The organism is Pseudodesulfovibrio senegalensis (genome assembly GCF_008830225.1).
Classification (GTDB): Bacteria; Desulfobacterota; Desulfovibrionia; order Desulfovibrionales; family Desulfovibrionaceae; genus Pseudodesulfovibrio; species Pseudodesulfovibrio senegalensis.
The window spans coordinates 77,655-95,844 of the sequence record NZ_WAIE01000008.1 but is presented as its reverse complement, the minus strand read 5'-3'; the positions used below and the strand labels follow the sequence as shown (position 1 = coordinate 95,844).

Here is an 18,190-nt window from a genome sequence, read left to right as displayed (position 1 = left end):
GATGCGCATCGCTTTTTACAGCCAGCACGTCCTGGGGGTGGGGCACCTGTTCCGCAGCCTTGAGATCGTGCGCGCCCTTGCCGGCCACGAGGTTTTCTTCATCACCGGCGGGGCCGAGGTCGATCTGGACCTGCCGCCCCATGCCAAGCGCCTGCAGCTGCCCGGGCTGATGATGAGCGAGGATTTCAGCCGCTTCATTCCCGTGGGGGCGGGCGTTGACGAAAACATGGATGTGGACGCCCTGCTGGAGCGACGCAAGGCCCTGCTCATGGAGCACATGGAACGGTTGCGGCCCGATGTGTTTTTGGTGGAGTTGTTTCCGTTCGGCCGCAAGAAGTTCGGGTTCGAGCTTGTGCCCGTGCTGGAAGCGGCACGCCAAGGCCGGTTCGGGCCGTGCCGGGTGGCCTGCAGCCTGCGCGACATTCTGGTGGAGAAAAAAGAGCAGTCCACGTTTGAAAAACGGGTGCTCGGGGTGCTCAATCCCCTGTTCGATCGGCTTCTGGTGCATGCGGACCCGAATCTGGTGCGGCTGGAGGAGACCTTTCCGGCCGCGCGGGATATCACCATTCCCGTGGATTACACCGGGTACGTGACCCCGCGCCCGGACCCGCAGGCCGGTGAAGCCCTGCGCCACGAGCTGCAACTGGACGGCCTGCCCTTGGTGGTGGCCAGCGCCGGGGGCGGCAGCGTGGGGCAGGAATTGCTGCACGTCACGCTTGCGGCATCGGCGTTGTTTTTTTCCGAGCATCCGCACCGGCTGGCCATGTTCACCGGACCCTATGCCCCGCCCGATGATGCGCACCGGCTTCGGGCATCGGCCGAGGCCATGGACCATGCCACGGTGCGCATTTTTACCGACCGTTTTCCCGCCTATCTTTCGGCCGCGTCACTGTCCGTGAGCCTTGCCGGGTACAATACCACCATGAATCTGCTGGGCGCGGGCGTGCACGGGTTGGTCATGCCTTTTGACCAGAACCGCGAGCAGCGCATGCGCGCCGAACGCTTGCAGGAGCGCGGCGCACTGACCGTGCTGGACCCGGCCACCCTTGACCCCGCACGCCTCGCCGGCCTCATGGCCGGGCGGTTGGGCCGAAAAAATCAAGCGCACGGCGTGGATTTGGATGGAGCCGTCAACACCGCGCGCATTCTCGAAAATCTGTCCGAATAAAAAAAAGCAGGGGATGCCGCCTGTGGCGGCTTTTGGATGGATGATTTCGCCTCCGGCGGGCAAGGGTCACGACCCTTGCCCGCCCTGATTTGTCTCGCATTCTGCGAATGCGAGACGTGTGAATGAAATAAAAAACAATATGTATATTTTTTTAAGGTATTCATCTTCGACCAAAGACAAGCGGCCCGGTCAGTATCGCTGACCGGGCCGCTTGCAAAAAAGTTAAGCTCTTATTTTGACCCCATCCGCCGTAACATCCGCAACATGGTTCGGCAGAAAAGGGTCAAGGGACGTGTTCCTTGCGGGTGCAGGGCAGCGCCCTGCCCGCCGGAGGCGACATGCAACGCCGTCTCTCCCCCCTTCAATTCACACAAAAAAAAGACCCCGCCACACGACGGGGTCTCAATATGGTCTTTCTTGCTGCGGCCGTTAGAAGCTGTAGCCCATGGCGGCGCGCATTTCAGCGGGGATGACCGCGTCTGCGCTCGGCTCCAGAGCCTGCCAGGAAGCACCGGCTTCCTTGCGTGCGGCCTTGACTTCGTCAAGATTGAAACCGTAGCGGGGGATCTCGAACTGCTGACCCGGGTAGATCAGGTCGGGGTTCTTGATCTGGTCACGGTTGGCCTTGTAGATCAGGGGCCACATGAACGGGTCGTTGTAGATGTGCTTGTACTCGGAAATCCACCACAGGCATTCACCCTTGGTGACGGTGTGGTTTACGGGCAGAGCATCGTACTCGGCCTTGTAGAGTTCCATGGGATCGGAAACCACAGTGGTTTCGGTTTCTTCCACAACAACGACTTCGGGCTCGGACTGAACCTTCTTGGAACAGCCCCAGGCGAGCATCACGCACATGGCGATTGCAAGCAATGTCAGCTTTTTCATGATCAACGGCCTCCTCAAATTTGTATAGTTCAACAGACCATAAATTTCCGAATCAGGTATCTATTCTAGATGCCCAATTATCAATTATTTTCTTTTCTTGCAACACCAATCTGCTTTGTGGTTCCAATCGCAACGCTTCCTGTATGGCATTTTGCGCTTCGTCCACCCATCCGCCTTCGCGCAGACTGCGGCTGGCCAGCACATACATGCGCTCTGGTTCGCCGCTGTATATGGCATCTATCAACATTCTGTAATCACTGTTGAAAACAGAGCGAACCATGTCGTTTCTGGCGTAGATGAACCGGGCCAGCAGCGGGTTGTCCCGGTGCCGCGTCAGGTAGTAGGGCAGCAGTTGGCGGCATTTGGCGATAATAAACCGGATACGTTCGATTTCCCGGTGCATGCTTTCCTCGGTCTGGGTCAGAATCTGTCCCAGCTGGTCGGAAATATCCTTTTCCGAAGGAGCCAGATCCGCACCGAAAAGTTCGTGGAACCACGGCGCGTAGTTCTGTTTCTGGTAGGCGTCTTCCTTGAGCTTGAATGTCTCGTGGAAGATGTAGCCCATGGCCCAGTCCAGAAACTGCCCGGCCAGCGGGTTGTCCGGATCGTTGCGGAACACGTGGTGCGCGGTGTCCTTCATGCGCCACAAAAGCCCCTTGTTCATTTCATCGCCCACAAGGTTCTTGAGCACCCCGAAGTCCACGCTGCCATCCTTGTCGAACAGGCGGAACTGCTCCTCCAGGGCCAGCGACGCCTGGCAGAAGTTGCGGAACAGGTCGCGGACGAATTCCGGCAGCTTGGAGCGAATCCATCGGGACATGGCTATGCTCCGCCCTTTCTGGTGTGGCAGGTCTCGGCCAGCCGGGCCAGTTCGGCCAGCCGCGTATCCACGCGGCGGTACAGGCTTCCCAGCGGGAATTGCCCGGACTTGCCCCGTTTGCCTGCGCGTATTCCGGTCAGGATTTCCACGGCCTCCTCGATGGTGCGCACCGGGAAGATGCGGAAAAGTCCCTGTTCCACGGCCTGCAGGATGTCGTCGCTGAGCATGAGGTTGACCACGTTGTCGTGCGGGATGAGCACACCCTGCTTGCCGGTCAGTCCCCGGCGGCGGCAGACCTGGAAAAATCCTTCGATCTTGCGGGTCACCCCGCCCACGGCCATGACCGCCCCGCTCTGGCTCACGGCCCCGGTAAAGGCGTAGCCGAGGTTCACGGGAGCGTCGGCCAGCGCGGAAAGCAGGGCCACCAGCTCGGCGCCGGACGCGGAATCGCCCTCGATGCCCGCGTAGCTCTGCTCGAAGCACAGCGAGCCGGTGAGCACGATGGGTTTGTCCTGGGCAAAGCTGGCCAGCAGGTAGCTTTTGAGAATCATCATGGCCTTGGTGTGGATGGGACCGCCCAGCTGGGCCTCGCGCTCAAGGTCGAGGATGCCGCCGTGGCCCACGCCCACGGTGCAGGCGATGCGGTGCGGCAGGCCGAATTCGTAGTCGCCGAACAGGGTCACGGAAAGGCCGTTGACCTGTCCCACGGCCTGACCGCCGGTTGAGACCTTGATGACCTCGCGGTCATAGTCGGCCATGAATTCCTCTTCGTAGAGGTTGGAGCGGAAGTCCCGGGCGCGGATGGCCTGTTCCAGCATGGCCGCGTCCACGGATTCGCGGCCGTTCATTTCTGCCAGCACCGAGGCCTCGATCATGCGCTCGCGCACCAGCGGAAAATACAGGGACAGGCGTTTCTGGTCTTCCACCAGCCGGGAGCCGAAATCCACCAGCCCGGCCAGCGCGCTGCGGTCAAAGGGCAGGCATTGCGATTCGCGGGCGATGCGGCCCACCACCGAAAGGTATTTGCGGATGTTGGCGGCGTTGCGCTCGGCCCAGGCCTGAAGATGGGCCTTGAGCTTGAAATACTTCGCAAAGCGGTCGTCGCTGTAGAGCAGGGCCTCGTAGTGCTCGTCCGTGCCGATGAGCAGCACGCGCAGCTCAAGGGGAATGGGCGCGGGTTCGATGGTGCGGGCGCGCACCTGATCCGGCTCCACCGGGTCTTCGATGCGGGCCTGTCCCGCACGCAGGGCGCGCAGCAGCCCTTCCCACGACGAGGGATTGGAGAGCAGGTCCTCCACGTTGAGCACCAGATAGCCGTGGTTGGCCTTGTGAATGGCTCCGGCCTTGATCAGGGTGTGGTCCGTGTACATGGCGCCCATTTCGGATTCGCGCTCGATGCTGCCCAACAGGTTGAACATGGTGGGGTGGTCTTCCATGACCACGGGCGCACCCGTGCATTTGGCATTGTCCACGAACAGGTTGACCTCGAAACGGGCCACGAAGCTTTCGCCCGAATGGTCCGTTGTGCCGAGGATGCTGGCCTCGCGGGGCAGGAACATGTCGTAGTTTTCCACCACCTCGTTTTCCAGGCGATCGAAATATTCCTTGAGCCCTTCCACCCCGGCGAATTTTTCGCGCACCGGGCCGTGGAATTCCCGGAGCACGGCCCGGGCGGTTTCCTTGTGCAGTTCCTCTTCGCTCTTGCGCAGGTCCTGCTCGTTCTTGTTGATGCGCCGCAGATCCGCGGACATATCGTCCAGCAGGCTTTCGCCCTTGCTCTTGAGCTGCTTCTTGGTGGCGGCCTTGAGTTTGTCGAAATCCTTGTCGCCCAGGGTTTCGCCGTCGATGATCGGGCTCAGGGTCAGGATGCCGTCCTCGTCGAAGCGGATGTGGAAATCCTTTTTGGCGGCCATTTCCTCCATTTTGGAAAAGACCTTTTCGCGCCGGGCGTTGTATTTGCGGATCAGGCGCTCGTGCTTGTTCTGGAAGGAGTCCTTTTCAAAGCGCAGGGGCAGCTCGGCCTTGAGCCGGGTAAAGGCGCGGGACTGCTCGTTGCGGAATTTGCGCCCCATGCCGGCGGGCATGGGCACGGCAAAGGGCCGGTCCCCGTCCTCGAAGCTGTGCAGGTAGACCCAGTCCGGCGGGGTTTGGGCCTTGGCCGCGCGCGGCTCCAGAAAGCCCTTCACGAAATGGGTGCGGCCCATGTTGGGCTCGCCCGCCACATACACGTTGTATTCGTTGCCCTTGAGGCGCAGCGCCATGGTCAGGGCCTGTATGGCGCGGGGCTGGAACGAGTCCATGCTGCTCCGCGTCGGAATGTCCGCACTGCTCTCGAACGGCACGCGTTCCGGGTTCAGGAATGCGCGCAACTTTCCGGGATCAAGTGATTTTTTCAATATAATACCGTCCATGTGTGACCGATGTGGTCCGTTTTTCTTCAATCCACTTCAACAACGGGAAATACCTGCTTTGGCCCGCATTGTCACTACGTGCGGGGCCGCGCATGCAAAAGCCCCCCGCGCGCAAACGGCTCGGGGGGCTGTCTGATCCGTCCATGAGGCGGGCTACAGTTTCTGTTCGTACTTGCAGCCGCGCTTGGGGCAGGCGATGTGTTCGCCCTTGGCCCGGGTGTTCTTGCGCACCAGCACGGGGTGGCCGCAGTCCGGGCAGGGGCCCTTGACCGGCCAGTCCCAGACCGCATAGTCGCATTTGGGATAGTTGGAGCAGGAATAGAATATCTTGCCCTTGCGCGAGGCCTTTTCCACCAGCATGCCGTCGCACCCTTCGTTGGGGCAGGAAACGCCCGTGGAATAGGGTTCGGTGTAGGTGCAGTCCGGGTAGTTGGCGCAGGCGATGAACCGCGAGCCGGTGCGGGCCTTTTTCAGGTGCAGTTCCCCGCCGCATTCCGGGCAGGTACCCACCACCTCGGGCGCAGCCTGTTCCACGACCTTGATGTTGCCGTCCTCGTCGCGCTCGAAGTTCTTGATGTTGCGGCAGTCCGGGTAGCCGGTGCAGCCGAGGAACTCGCCCCGGCGGCTCTGCTTGATGGCCATGGGCCGTCCGCATTTGTCGCAGTCGATGCCGATCTGTTCCGGCTCTTCGCGCTCCACGACCACGATGTTGCCTTTTTCGTCGCGCTTGAAATTCTTGATGTTGCGGCAGGACGGGAACCCGGTGCAGCCGAGGAATTCGCCGGTGCGGCCGAATTTGATGACCATGGGCTTGCCGCATTCGGAACAGGTCACGCCCGTGTCCTGCACGGTGGTGGCCATGTCCTTGCGCGCCTTGTCCAGCGTGGGATAGAAGTCCCCGGCAAATTCGTTGAGCAGTCCGCTCCATTCCTGATTGCCCTCGGCAACCTCGTCCAGCGAGTTTTCCATGGAGGCGGTGAAGCCCACGTCCATGAGGTCCGGGAAATGCGCGGAAAGCTGGTCGCTGACCGTGAAGCCCAGTTCCGTGGGCACGAACCGTTTTTCCTCGAGCCGCGTGTATTCGCGGTCGATGAGCGTGGAGATGATGGCCGCATAGGTGGACGGACGGCCGATGCCCATTTCTTCCAGCGTACGCACCAGCGAGGCTTCGGAATAGCGTGCCGGGGGCTGGGTGAATTTCTGTTCCTTTTTCAGTTCCTTGACCGCCAGCTTCTCGCCCACCGTGAGTTTGGGCAGGTCCGCGGTGTCGTCGTTGCCGTGCCTGTCCATGGCCGCAAGAAAGCCCGGGAAGAGCAGGCGTTCGCCCTTGGCGCGCCACATGGTCATGGCCGAAGAGACCGTGACCGTGGTGTCCCAGAATTTGGCCGCGGCCATCTGCGAGGCCACGAAACGCTGCCAGATGAGCTTGTAGAGCCGGTACTGCTCCGAGGGCAGGTGTTTCTTGATTTCCTCGGGCGTGATGCTCACGTCGACCGGGCGAATGGCTTCGTGCGCGTCCTGCGCGCTGCCCTTGGTGCGGAAATTCCGTGTCTTGGACGGGTAATGATCCTTGCCGAATTTTTCGAGGATCAATTCCTTGGCCGCTTCCTGCGCATCCTTGGCCACGCGCACCGAGTCGGTACGCATGTAGGTGATCAGTGCGGTGGTGCCGCGTTTTCCCAACTCCACGCCTTCGTACAGGCGCTGGGCCACGGTCATGGTCTTGCGCGCGGAATAGCCGAGGCGCTGGTTGGCCTCCTGCTGCATGGTGGAGGTGATGTAGGGCGGTCGGGGCTGGCGGGAACGCTGCTTTTCCTCCACAGCGTCCACCACGAAATCGGATTCGTTCAGGGCCTTTTCCAGGGCTTGGGCCTCGTCAGCCGAAGTGACGTGGTGCCCACCGGGCTTGACGCTCTTTTCCTTGTATTTCCAAAGATCCAGCCAGAACGGCGGCGGATTTTCCCCGGCCAGCTGTGCCTTGAAGGGCCAGTATTCCTTGGGATCGAATGCCCGGCGTTCCTTTTCGCGCTCCACGATGATCTTGAGCGCAACGGACTGCACGCGGCCTGCGGAAATGCCGCGTTTCACGTTTTTCCACAGGATCGGGGAAATTTTGTAGCCCACGAGGCGGTCCAGAATGCGGCGGGCCTGCTGGGAATCGAACAGGGACCGGTTCAGTTCCTGCGGATGCTCCAGCGCCTCTTTGACCGCGCGGGCCGTGATTTCGTTGAACTGGATGCGGCTGACGCTCTTGTTCTGCTTGCTGATGACCTCGGCCACGTGCCACGCAATGGCCTCACCCTCGCGGTCCGGGTCAGGTGCGAGAAAGACATGATCCGCCTTTTTGGCGGCCTGACGCAGTTTCTTGACCACGTCCTCCTTGCCCTGGATGATCTCGTAGTGCGGCTCGAAGCCGTTCTCCTCATCCACTCCCAGATCTCGGGTGGGAAGGTCGCGCACATGCCCCACCGAAGCTTCCACAAGGTAATCCTTGCCCAGAAACTTGCTGATGGTCTTCACCTTTGCCGGACTCTCAACGATGATCAAATCTTTTGCCATGGTCAGGACTCATAACCATCCGCAAGCACTCTGGCAAGCCCGGGATTTGCAATGCTGCCGGGAAGCTGTAGGTGTGGGTGGTGTTTTTTGCGGGGCAAAACAGGGTATTCGTTACGAAAAACGGATATTCGCGAGCCTTTTCCCGTGTGGTGCGAATATTGTCTCGCAGGGTGTCCCGGGTCAGTCTTGCGGTTGCAGCGGCGTGCCGCGTTGCAGGCGCACGCCCAGATGCCGGGCCACGGTGGCACCGAGGTCCGCAAAGGTTGAGCGTATCCCGGCGGAACCCGTGGGGCAGGCAGGGCCGAAGCCGAGCATGGGCACGTATTCGCGGGTGTGGTCCGTGCCGCGCCATGTGGGGTCGCAGCCGTGGTCCGCAGTGATGAAGGCCGCATCTTCCGGCCCGAGCGCGGCCTCCAGTTCGGGCAGGCGCGCGTCCAGAGCCTCCAGCGCGGCCGCATAGCCCGCCACGTTGCGGCGGTGGCCGTACACGGAATCGAAATCCACGAGGTTGGTGAACACGAGCGCTCTCTGTGGAGCCCCATGGGCCTGCGCAATGGTTTGGTCCATGAGCGTGGCCGTGTCCGGTCCCTTGAGCGCACGGGTGATGCCCCGGTGCGCGAAGATGTCCGCGATTTTGCCCACGGAGATCACCTCGCGTCCGGCCTGTTGCAGGATGTCCAGCAGGGTCGGTTCGGGCGGGGGCACGGCATAGTCGCGCCGGTTGGGCGTGCGCATGAACGCGCCGGGTTCGCCCGTGAACGGCCGCGCAATGACCCGGCCGATGTTGTACGGGTCCAGCAGTTCCCGGGCCAGTTCACAAAGATTGAGCAATCGCTCCAGCCCGAAATGCTCCTCGTGGGCCGCGATCTGGAACACGCTGTCCACGGACGTGTAGCAGATGGGTTTGCCTGTGCGCACATGCTCCGCGCCCAGCCGTTGCAGGATTTCCGTGCCGGATTCGGCGCAGTTGCCCAGTATGCCGGGCAGATTGCCGCGCCGGACCAGTTCGTTTACCAACGGTTGGGGAAAGCTCGGGTATTCGGGCGGAAAATAGCCCCAGTCAAAGAGTACCGGAACCCCGGCCAGCTCCCAGTGGCCGCTGGGCGTGTCCTTGCCGCGGCTCTGTTCGCGGGCCGCCGCATACAGGCCGCGCACGGATTCGGTTTCCAGCCCGGGGGGGATGCGCCCCGTGGCCAGTTCGGCTGCCTTGCCCAGCCCCAGCGATGCCATGAACGGCAGGGAGAGGGGGCCGTTGCGCAGACCGTCCTCGTTGGCCCGGCCCGCCGCGCATTCCTGCGCGATGTGGCCCAGTGTGTCCGCGCCCGCATCCCCGAATTTTTCCGCGTCCGGGGCCGCGCCGATGCCGAAGCTGTCGATGACCAGTATGAACGCCCTAGCCATCATTCTGCCCTGCGCGCCTTTCATGAACGGATTCGCCCGCAATGCGTTCGCGCACCACCGGGCCGGATTCGGCGGGCCTGTCATCGGTGACGGTCACGGCCGTGAGCACGGCCTGTGCGGCCTGTTCGGCCTGCGCCGAGTCTTGCGCATGGATCAGGCACAGGGGCGCGTCCGGTCCCACGGCATCGCCCACATGGGCAAAGCGGCTCAGGCCCACGGAATGATCGATCTCCTGATCCGGCCGGGTGCGTCCGCCACCCATGTTCACAAGGGCCAGCCCCACGTCCCGGTTGACCATGGAGGCCACGAATCCCGGCTGTTTCGGATATACGGGCAGGGTCACCGGAGCCACGGTCAGATGGTCGTGCCAGCGTTCCATGAAATCAGCGGGGCCGCCCAACCCGGCCACCATGCGGCCGAAAACCTCGGCGGCCCGGCCCGAGGAAAGGGCCTTGTCCACGCGCTTCCCGCCGTCGCGGGTATCCTGCGCGATCCTGGCCAGCACCAGCATTTCCGCGGTCAGGGCGCGGGTGACCTCGGCAAGGCGGGGCTCTGCGCGTTCGTTGGTCAGAAATTTCACGGCTTCCATCACTTCGAGGCTGTTGCCCACGCTGGAGCCGAGCACCTGATTCATGTCCGTGAGCAGGGCCACGGTGGGCACGCCCGCGCCCGTGGCAACATGGGCGATGGATTCGGCCAGTTCCCGGGCGTCCTCGAACTGTTCCATGAACGCGCCCGAGCCGAACTTCACGTCCATGACCAGCCCCTGCAATCCGGCGGCCAGCTTCTTGGACAGGATGGATGCGGTGATCAGGTCGATGGATTCCACGGTGGCGGTCACGTCGCGCACCGCGTAGAAGCGGCGGTCCGCCGGGGCAAGATCCGCGGTCTGGCCGATGACGGCGCAACCCACCTCGCGGGTCACGCGGGAAAAGGTGTCCAGGTCCGGGGCCGTGTCGTAGCCCGGGATGGAGTCGAATTTGTCGAGCGTGCCGCCCGTGTGGCCGAGGCCGCGCCCGGAGATCATGGGCACGTATGCCCCGCAGGCCGCAGCCAGCGGCGCGAGCAGCAGGCTGACTTTGTCGCCCACCCCGCCCGTGGAGTGCTTGTCCACCACGCCGGACGGCAGGCCCATGCGTTTCCAGTCCAGCACGGTGCCGGATTCCATCATGGCGCGGGTCAGGCAGATGCGTTCGTCCATGGTCATGCCCCGGAAGAACACGGCCATGCCGAAGGCCGCCACCTGTCCATCGGTCACGGTTTCATCGGTGATGCCCCGGACCATGGCCTTGATCTGGGCGCGGGAGAGCTCGTGGCCGTCCCGCTTGGCGCGGATGATTTCCTGCGGAAGGATATTCATGGCTGCTCCGTCAATAGTCGCATGCGCCCGGTTCCTGCTGTCCGCCTCCCAGCATGGAAAGCACATTGCCCAGCAAACTGCTGGCCCCGAACCGGAATGTTGCGGGCCGCGCCCAGTTCGGCCCCATGATGGCGTCGGCCAGATGCAGGTAGGAAGCCGCGTCCTGCACCGTGCTGATGCCGCCGGCGGGCTTGAACCCGAGGGTTCGCTCCGTGCCCGGCTGGGTGGCGGCGATGACCTGCAGCATGATGGCGGCGGCTTCCAGGGTGGCGCCCACGGCCACCTTGCCCGTGGAGGTCTTGATGAAATCCGCGCCCGAGGCGATGGCATCCAGCCCGGCGTTGCGGATCAGGTCCGGGTCGGCCAGTTCGCCGGTTTCCAGAATGACCTTGAGGGTCGCGCTGCCTGCGGCCCGGCGCACTTCACGCAGGAGCCGGACGGCCTGTGCGCGTTCGTCGCCCATGTAGGCCCGGTAGGGCAGCACCACGTCCACCTCGTTTGCGCCAGCGGCCACCTGCGCCGCTGCCTGGCGGACGGCCGCCTCGATGTTCGTGTCCCCGTGCGGGAAATTGCAGACCGTGGCCACGCGAATGGCGGAATCGCTGAGGCAGCGCCGTGCGCAGCCGATGAAGCGGTCATATACGCACACCGCGGCCACTGGGCCGAATTCGGTTTTGGCGCGGGCGCACAGGGTTTCGATGTCCGCGTCCGTGTCGTTGTCGTTCAGGCTGGTCAGGTCCATGCATGCCAGCGCGCGTCGGGCATGGTCCTCGGTGGGCCGCGCGTTGCGGGCCTCCGCCACCAGCTCCGGTATGATCGAGTTCATGAAGAGTCCTTTATTTCAGATATTCCGGCCCGAACGCTTCGGGCAGCAGTTGGTCCATGGTCATGGTCAAAAGCACGTCGGTTTCCGTGCAGGCATGGAAGAGCATGTCCGGGGCCGCGAATTCGCGCATGCGCTGGCGGCAGGCCCCGCACGGTGTGCAGGGCTCATTGCCCGGCCCTGTCACCACCATCTCCGCGATGCTCGATTCGCCGTCCAGCACCATGGCGCAGATGGCGGCCTGTTCCGCGCAAGTGCCCACGGGATAGGCGATGTTTTCCACGTTGCATCCGGCATAGGTCTTGCCCGTGCTCGTGCGCAGGGCCGCGCCCACGGGATGGCCGGAATAGGGGGCATGGGCGTTGTTTCGCGCGCGGGTGGCCATGCGCATGAGTTCGCTGATGTCCGCCATGAGCCGTGCTCCTTGCCTTGGTTTGCCGATGATTTTTTTCGTCCCGGCCGTGTGTCCGGCCCTGACCGGAAACCTTCCGCATGTGTACCTGCTGACCGGCGATCATGGCAACCGATTATCCCCCTCGGGTGTTTGCCCGGCGCGGCTGGCGGAACTGCCTGCCCGCAGACCCGGATTGCAATAATTTGCATACATCCGCTTCGCGCGGTTGACCCTGCGCCGAATATGCAGGACAACGCGCACAGGAGGTCGCACATGAAAGTCATATCCGCCTGCACCCAGAACTGTCCGGACGGCTGTTCCTGCATCGTGGACACGGAGAAACGAACCGTGTCCGGCAATGCGGAGCATCCCTATACGCGCGGCGTGGTCTGCGGCAAGGTCGCCCGTTTTTTCCGGCGTCTGGACGCGCCGGAGCGCATTACCGAACCCCTGTTGCGCGATGGGGATTCGTTCGTTCCCGTGGATTGGGACACGGCGCTGGACCTCTGTGCGCAAGAGATCAACACCCTGCGCCACGAACCGCAGCGCATGGCGCGGCTGGGCGGACATGCCAGCCGGGGTGTTTTCGCCCATGCGGGCACGGCCTTTTTCTCCGCGCTGGGCGCGTCGGCCCTGCGCGGTTCCATCTGCGACGATGCCGGCATCGAGGCCATGATCCGCTGTTGCGGCTCCCTGACCACCAACGACCCCGAGGACCTGCTCAACGCCCGCCGCATCGTCAACTGGGGGCGCGACCTGAAGAACAGCTTCATGCACATGGGCATGACCGTGCGCGAGGCGCGCAAGCGCGGTGCACGGGTGCTGACCATCGACGTGGTCGACAGCTCGGCGGATTCGGACGAACACATCCTCATCAAACCGGGTACGGACCGCTTTCTGGCCGCAGCCGTGATCAAGCTTTATGTGGAATCCGGGCTGCTGGAACAGGGCGTGGTCAACCGCACCTCCAACTGGGCCGTGTTTCGCGGGCTGGCCGAGTCGTGGTCGCTGGACGAACTGTGCGCGGCCTGCGGCGTGGACGTGGCGGACGTGGAAATGCTTTTTGACTGGTATGAGCGGCCCGGGGCAGTGGCCTCGCTGGTGGGCTGGGGGCTGCAGCGCTATTTGTTCGGCGGCCAGAACGTGCAGTTCATCGCCTCGCTGGGCATGTTGGCCGGACAGATGGGCCGCAAGGGCGGCGGCGTGTACGTGAGTTTCTCCTCGGGGCGCAACCTTGTGCCGTGGCAGGCGGAAACCGACCTGTCCGCACCGGAGGATTTCCGCACCCTGCTGGCACCGGATCTTTCCCGTGAACTGCGCGAGGCCGAGCCGCCCCTTGATTTCATCTGGGTGGACGGACTGAATCCGGTGACCCAGATTCCGGATTCAGCGGGCATTGCCGAAGCCCTGAAGCGCTGTCCGTTCACGGTTGTGGTGGAAGGTTTCATGAACGATACGGCCCTGTGCGCAGACCTGATACTGCCGCCGGCCTACATGTTCGAGCGCGATGAAATCGTGGGGGCCAGCACGCACAACTTCGTCAATTTTTCACGCAAGGTGGTGGATGCGCCGGGCCAGTGCCGGGACATCTATGACATGCTGGCCGATCTGGGCGAGCGTCTGGAGCATCCGGTGCGTTTCCCCAGCCGCAGCCAGTGCATCACTTCCAGCCTCGAAGACTCCGGGGTCAGCCCCGAGGAATTGAGCAGCCGGGGATTTTCCCGGTCGCATTGGCCGCTGGTGGCCTATGAGGGCATGCGTTTCGACCACCCGGACCGCAAATTCCGTTTTCCCGAAACATTGGACCGCGATCCCGAGCCGAGTCCCGATTATCCGCTCCATCTGCTGACCCTTGTGCGGGGCGGGTATACCCAGTCCCAGATACCCGAGGACGAACAGAAAGGCCTGCCCGCGGTCACGGTTTCGCCGCAGTGCCCGGCGCTGGAGGCGTTGGACCTTTCGGCGCCCGTGTTCGCGGTTTCAGCGGCAGGCGCCGTGCCTGTGGCGGTGGAGACGGATGACACCCTGCGGCCGGACGTGGTAGTTTTTCCCCGTGGCGGATGGATGAAACATGGCCAAAGTTCCAATCCGATCATCGAGCCCAGGATTACGGACATGGGGGAAACGGCGGCCTACTACAGCCAGTATATTCGGCTGGAAAACAGAACGTGATACGTTTGAGGAGAATGCCATGAAAAAATATGTGATTCTTGCCTGTACCCTGTTTCTGCTGTTCGGCGCGACCGCGTGTTCCGACGAGCACGCAGCGGAAAAGGCCGGCAAAAAGATCGACCAGACCGTGCAGCAGGCCAAGGACGGCGGCAAGAGCGCCTTGGACAAGTTCAACGAGGACGCCAACGAGTCTTTCAAGAACGTGAAGGAAAAGGTCAATGAAGCCGCCGACGACGTGGGCGAAGGCCTCAAGGAAGCCAAGGATGTGGTGGTGGACAAGGTCAAGGACATGAGCAAGTAGCCGACCTGTTCACGCGAATATATTGTGGGATTGCAACCGCCCGTGGCTTTGGCTGCGGGCGGTTTTTTTCGGGAAAGGGGCGTTTGGGCGGCCCTAGAGTTCCGACTCCACGCCCAGCGACTTGATGACCACGCGGCCCGTGTCCAGGTGCAGGTACATGCTGCGCGGTATGCTGCCGCCCACGGATTCGGCCGCAAGTTTGATGTTGTTGCGTTCCAGCAACCTGCGCAGGGCCATGTAGTTGTTTTCCCCGGTGCGGAATATGTTGTCGCTGCGCATGTTGGCACCGCCCGCGGCCTTGAAGACCATGCGGTCCAGCGCCGCCCCTTTTTGCATCAGCTTGCGCACCATGAGCGGTACGCCCGTGGTCACGAACATGTATGGATTCTGCCGTGCCTTTTCACGCGCGGCCGAGGCCCGGGCCAGCAGGCAGTGGATCAGTCCGCCCGCGCGGGTCACGGGATCGTAGACCGTTACCCCGAGGCATGACCCCAGCGAATACGTGGCCAGCACGGCCTTGGGGTCCGTGGCGATTTTCATGTCCGATATGTTGACGACGACAGGGTTCATCCGCGCTCCGGTTCAATGCAGGAAACAACATGGGATCATAAACGAAATCATTGCGCAGGGCCATGCCATTATACACGATGCCCGGCCAACAGAAAGCCTTGTGCCATGGGCAAAAGTGAATCATACTCGCGTGCATGAACATCTGGACCGAACCCTTTGCCGTGTTGGCGGACATTCATGGCAATGCCGCGGCCCTGAAAGCGGTCATGGACGACATGCGTTCCCGCGGGATAGAGCGCGCCGTGAACCTCGGCGATTCCTTTTACGGGCCGCTGGACCCGGGCAAAACCGCGCGTCTGCTGGAGCGGCTCGGTGCGGTCACGGTGCTTGGCAACCAGGACCGCTTGGTGCTGGAACCGCCCGATTCCGGGAACGCCAACCCCACCCTGCGGCACGTCATGGAGAACCTGCTGCCTTCCGACCTTGAACGGCTTTCGCAGGTGCCGCCCGTGGTCGAGCTGGCCGGAGGGGATATCCTGTGTTGCCACGGCACCCCGGAAGACGACACGGTCTACCTGACCGAAAACACGGAATCCGGACGGCCCCGGCCGCGCTCCTGCGCCGAAATGGAAGACCGCATCGGCGCCCGGGCGCCCTCGCTGGTCCTGTGCGGGCATTCGCACCTGTTCCGGGTCATCCGCTGCAACACGATGACCGTGGTCAATCCGGGCAGCGTGGGCCTTCCCGCCTACGCCGACGACGACCCGCCCCATGCCATGAGCTCCGGGTCTCCCCATGCCCGCTATGCCATAATCTCCCGCGAGCGTGACGCATGGTCCATCACCGGCCCCCTTGTAGAATACGACTGGGATGGAGCGGCGGCAATGGCTCTGGAACACGGCCGTGCCGACTGGGCCGGGTGGCTGCAAAGCGGCGTGGCAGAGTGATTTCCACATCTTTCATAATTGTTTCTGGACTTTTTTTAGATTTTTCTGGAAAATACGCGGCGTGTGGAGCCTTTGCCGGGCGGGCTTTTGGGCTTCGGCATATTTTTCAATGAGGGCACGATCCGAATCTATGCAAAGCAGCAGAGCACGGAAAAGTAGCGCACCCATAGTTGTGGTCACGGCGATGTTGATTGCCGTGTGTTGCCTTGCGTCTCCGGCGCAGGCCGCCTCGGCCAGTGCTCTTTTCAACAAGGCGCACAAGGATTTCCACGCCCTCAGCAAGAGCCGATCCAAGGCCCGCTATCGCTCCAACTGGGTTCGGGTCGAGCGTGAGTTTTCCGCTGTGCACCGCAAGGACCCGAACGGCAAGTTCGCGCCCAAGGCCCTGTATTATCTCGGCAGGACCAACGAAGAACTGGGTGTGCATAGCGGTCTCAAATCCGATTTTCGCAAGGCTGTGGATTACTACTCCCGTTGCGTGAGCCGCTTCCCGCGTCACGGCTGGACCGACGACTGCCTGTACCGCCGGGCGGAGATCCGTTACCAGCGCCTCAACGAGTGGACCAACGCCCGCCGCGACCTTGCCACCATCATCGTCAAGTATCCGCATGCGGACATGGCGCCCAAGGCCCGGCAACTGTTGAACAAGCTGGGCAAGGGCGAAAGGTTCATTGCCGCGCTGGGCGGCAAGCCCGCCAGCAAGTCGGTCCACACTCCAAAATCCAAGTCGCCGCCAATGGTGGCGAAAAAGACGTCGACCAAACCCGCTGGCAAGGCAATTCCCCGCAAGGAGACCGTGGTCAGGCCTTCGTCCACCGGCCACACCGACCCGCCCAACACCGCGCACCTGGACGCCGTGCGCTATACCAGCAGCGACGAGTACACGCGCGTTGTCCTTGAAATGGACGACCAGACCACCTTCCGCTACAAGCTGCTTGCTCCCGCACCCAAATACAACAGGCCGCACAGGCTCTATATCGACCTGACCCATACCCATCTCGGCAACGGCGTCAAACGCAAGACCGGCGTGGCCGACGGCATTCTCAAGCAGATACGCACCGGTCAGAAGGACAAGAAAACCACCCGCGTGGTTCTGGATTTCCAGACCCTGCAGGATTACAAGGTCTTTCCGCTGAACAACCCGTTCCGCATCGTGGTGGACGTGTACGCCCCGGACAAAAAGACCCGGGCGCGGGCCGCAGCCACGGAAAGGCGCAGGAAAGCCGCGGCCGCGGGCAATTTCAAGCCGTCCTACAAGAGCAAGAGGATGGCCGGGGACCTTGTGGAGCAACTGGGCCTGACCATCCATACCATCATGCTCGACGCCGGGCACGGGGGCAAGGACCCCGGGGCACGGGCCTATGGTCTCAAGGAAAAGGACGTGAACCTGCGTTTTGTCAAGATTCTGGGCAAAATGCTGCAGGAAAAGGGCTTCAAGGTCCTGTATACCCGCACCAAGGACAATTTCCTTGCCCTGGAGGAGCGCACCGCGCAGGCCAACGTGAAAAAGGCGGACATGTTCATTTCCGTGCATTGCAACGCTCACCGCAGCAAGAAGATTCACGGGCTGGAAACCTATACCCTGAACCTTGCCAAGACCCAGGCCGCCGTGCGGGTGGCCGCGCGTGAAAATGCGGTCGACCTCAGGAGCATCGGCGATCTGCAGTTCATTCTCGCGGACCTGGCCGTGAATTCCAAGATGAAGGAAAGCAGGGATTTGGCCAAGGGCGTGCAGGACCAGACCCTGCGCGAAGTGCGCCGCAAATGGGCGCTCAAGGACATGGGCGTGCGTCAGGCGCCGTTCTACGTGCTCATGGGCGCAACCATGCCGTCCGTTCTGGTAGAGTTGGGCTACCTGACCAACTACACGGAAAACAAGCGTCTGCGGAGTGAAACCTACCTCAAGTATCTGGCGCGCGGCATCGTGCGCGGGGTGTTGGCCTACAAGCGTCAGATCGAACGCTACGCCATGCGCTAGCGCACCGCTTGACAGCGGAATTTCTCCCTCCCTATATTCTTTTCATGGAACTCGGAATGCTGCTGATTGCCGAAGACCGCATCAACGCGGCCGTGCGCAAGGGTGAATTCGACAACCTCAAGGGCGCGGGCAAACCCCTGCCCCCGGATGAGGCCGCGACCCTGCCGCCGGAGCTGCGCATGGCCTACCGTATTCTCAAGAGCAACGGGTTCATAAACGATAATCCGGAGGACGCGCCGGAGATCGTGTCGGAAGGATTGCGGGAAAAGCTGCCGGAAAACGGCCACGAACTGTTGCGCGACGCGCCCGAGGTACAGGGAGCGTATGGTCGGATGCACCGCCTGAATGCGCTTTCCCGGCTTTCCGGGAAGGAGGTGCTGACGGATGAGGATTCGCCCTATTATGCGCGGATAGTGGAGCGGCTTTCCGGGCTGTAGGATTCGGATTGATCCGGCCGGCCG

The 18,190-nt window shown here is 62.4% G+C and carries 15 protein-coding genes; 6 read left to right on the top strand and 9 right to left on the bottom strand.

Going from position 1 to position 18,190, the window contains the following annotated elements; translation table 11 throughout:
- Window position 1: 1 nt before the first annotated feature.
- On the top strand, window positions 2-1,168 hold the full coding sequence (locus F8A88_RS14560; RefSeq protein ID WP_151151908.1) for a glycosyltransferase family protein: 1,167 nt from the start codon (window positions 2-4) through the stop codon (window positions 1,166-1,168).
- 429 nt (window positions 1,169-1,597) lie between these two features.
- On the opposite strand, the gene F8A88_RS14555 is transcribed toward F8A88_RS14560, so the two are convergent.
- The 8 genes from F8A88_RS14555 to F8A88_RS14520 all read right to left on the bottom strand — a co-directional run bounded on the left by F8A88_RS14555 (window position 1,598) and on the right by F8A88_RS14520 (window position 11,839).
- The gene (locus F8A88_RS14555) at window positions 1,598-2,053 is read right to left on the bottom strand and encodes a LysM peptidoglycan-binding domain-containing protein (RefSeq protein ID WP_151151907.1); all 456 of its coding nucleotides are present in this window, start codon (window positions 2,051-2,053) and stop codon (window positions 1,598-1,600) included.
- A 52-nt stretch (window positions 2,054-2,105) separates the two neighbouring features.
- Window positions 2,106-2,873, bottom strand: coding sequence for a hypothetical protein (locus F8A88_RS14550; protein ID WP_151151906.1), 768 nt, complete (start codon window positions 2,871-2,873; stop codon window positions 2,106-2,108).
- Between the two features lie 2 nt (window positions 2,874-2,875).
- A complete protein-coding gene (locus F8A88_RS14545) occupies window positions 2,876-5,284 on the bottom strand; it encodes a Lon protease family protein (protein ID WP_194163293.1) in 2,409 nt (802 codons plus the stop codon).
- Between the two features lie 153 nt (window positions 5,285-5,437).
- Window positions 5,438-7,843 carry a type I DNA topoisomerase gene (gene topA / locus F8A88_RS14540; protein ID WP_151151904.1) on the bottom strand — a complete coding sequence of 802 codons (2,406 nt, stop codon included), beginning with the start codon at window positions 7,841-7,843 and terminating at the stop codon, window positions 5,438-5,440.
- Between the two features lie 180 nt (window positions 7,844-8,023).
- Window positions 8,024-9,247 (bottom strand): phosphopentomutase, encoded by a 1,224-nt coding sequence (locus F8A88_RS14535; RefSeq protein ID WP_241667477.1) that lies wholly within the window; start codon window positions 9,245-9,247, stop codon window positions 8,024-8,026.
- A complete protein-coding gene (gene deoA / locus F8A88_RS14530; protein WP_151151903.1) occupies window positions 9,237-10,604 on the bottom strand; it encodes a thymidine phosphorylase in 1,368 nt (455 codons plus the stop codon). Before deoA ends, F8A88_RS14535 begins: the two co-directional genes overlap by 11 nt.
- Before the next feature lie 10 nt (window positions 10,605-10,614).
- Complete coding sequence (gene deoC, locus F8A88_RS14525) at window positions 10,615-11,430, bottom strand: deoxyribose-phosphate aldolase (RefSeq protein ID WP_151151902.1); 816 nt, start codon at window positions 11,428-11,430, stop codon at window positions 10,615-10,617.
- A 10-nt stretch (window positions 11,431-11,440) separates the two neighbouring features.
- Window positions 11,441-11,839, bottom strand: coding sequence for a cytidine deaminase (locus tag F8A88_RS14520; RefSeq protein ID WP_151151901.1), 399 nt, complete (start codon window positions 11,837-11,839; stop codon window positions 11,441-11,443).
- A 255-nt stretch (window positions 11,840-12,094) separates the two neighbouring features.
- Here F8A88_RS14520 and F8A88_RS14515 point away from each other — a divergent pair, with 255 nt between their 5' ends.
- Together F8A88_RS14515 and F8A88_RS14510 are read left to right on the top strand one after the other, a co-directional pair.
- Window positions 12,095-13,993, top strand: coding sequence for a molybdopterin-dependent oxidoreductase (locus F8A88_RS14515; RefSeq protein WP_151151900.1), 1,899 nt, complete (start codon window positions 12,095-12,097; stop codon window positions 13,991-13,993).
- Window positions 13,994-14,012: 19 nt separating this feature from the next.
- Window positions 14,013-14,294 (top strand): YtxH domain-containing protein, encoded by a 282-nt coding sequence (locus F8A88_RS14510; RefSeq protein WP_151151899.1) that lies wholly within the window; start codon window positions 14,013-14,015, stop codon window positions 14,292-14,294.
- Between the two features lie 93 nt (window positions 14,295-14,387).
- Here F8A88_RS14510 and F8A88_RS14505 read toward each other — a convergent pair whose 3' ends face one another.
- Window positions 14,388-14,864 (bottom strand): chemotaxis protein CheD, encoded by a 477-nt coding sequence (locus F8A88_RS14505; RefSeq protein WP_151151898.1) that lies wholly within the window; start codon window positions 14,862-14,864, stop codon window positions 14,388-14,390.
- A gap of 134 nt (window positions 14,865-14,998) precedes the next feature.
- Here F8A88_RS14505 and F8A88_RS14500 point away from each other — a divergent pair, with 134 nt between their 5' ends.
- The 3 genes from F8A88_RS14500 (at window position 14,999) to F8A88_RS14490 (ending at window position 18,166) form a co-directional block, all read left to right on the top strand.
- Window positions 14,999-15,751, top strand: a complete 753-nt coding sequence (locus F8A88_RS14500; protein WP_151151897.1) for a metallophosphoesterase family protein — start codon at window positions 14,999-15,001, stop codon at window positions 15,749-15,751.
- A 184-nt stretch (window positions 15,752-15,935) separates the two neighbouring features.
- Window positions 15,936-17,729, top strand: a complete 1,794-nt coding sequence (locus F8A88_RS14495) for an N-acetylmuramoyl-L-alanine amidase (protein WP_241667476.1) — start codon at window positions 15,936-15,938, stop codon at window positions 17,727-17,729.
- A 56-nt stretch (window positions 17,730-17,785) separates the two neighbouring features.
- Window positions 17,786-18,166 (top strand): DnaJ family domain-containing protein, encoded by a 381-nt coding sequence (locus F8A88_RS14490; protein WP_241667475.1) that lies wholly within the window; start codon window positions 17,786-17,788, stop codon window positions 18,164-18,166.
- Window positions 18,167-18,190: the final 24 nt, after the last annotated feature.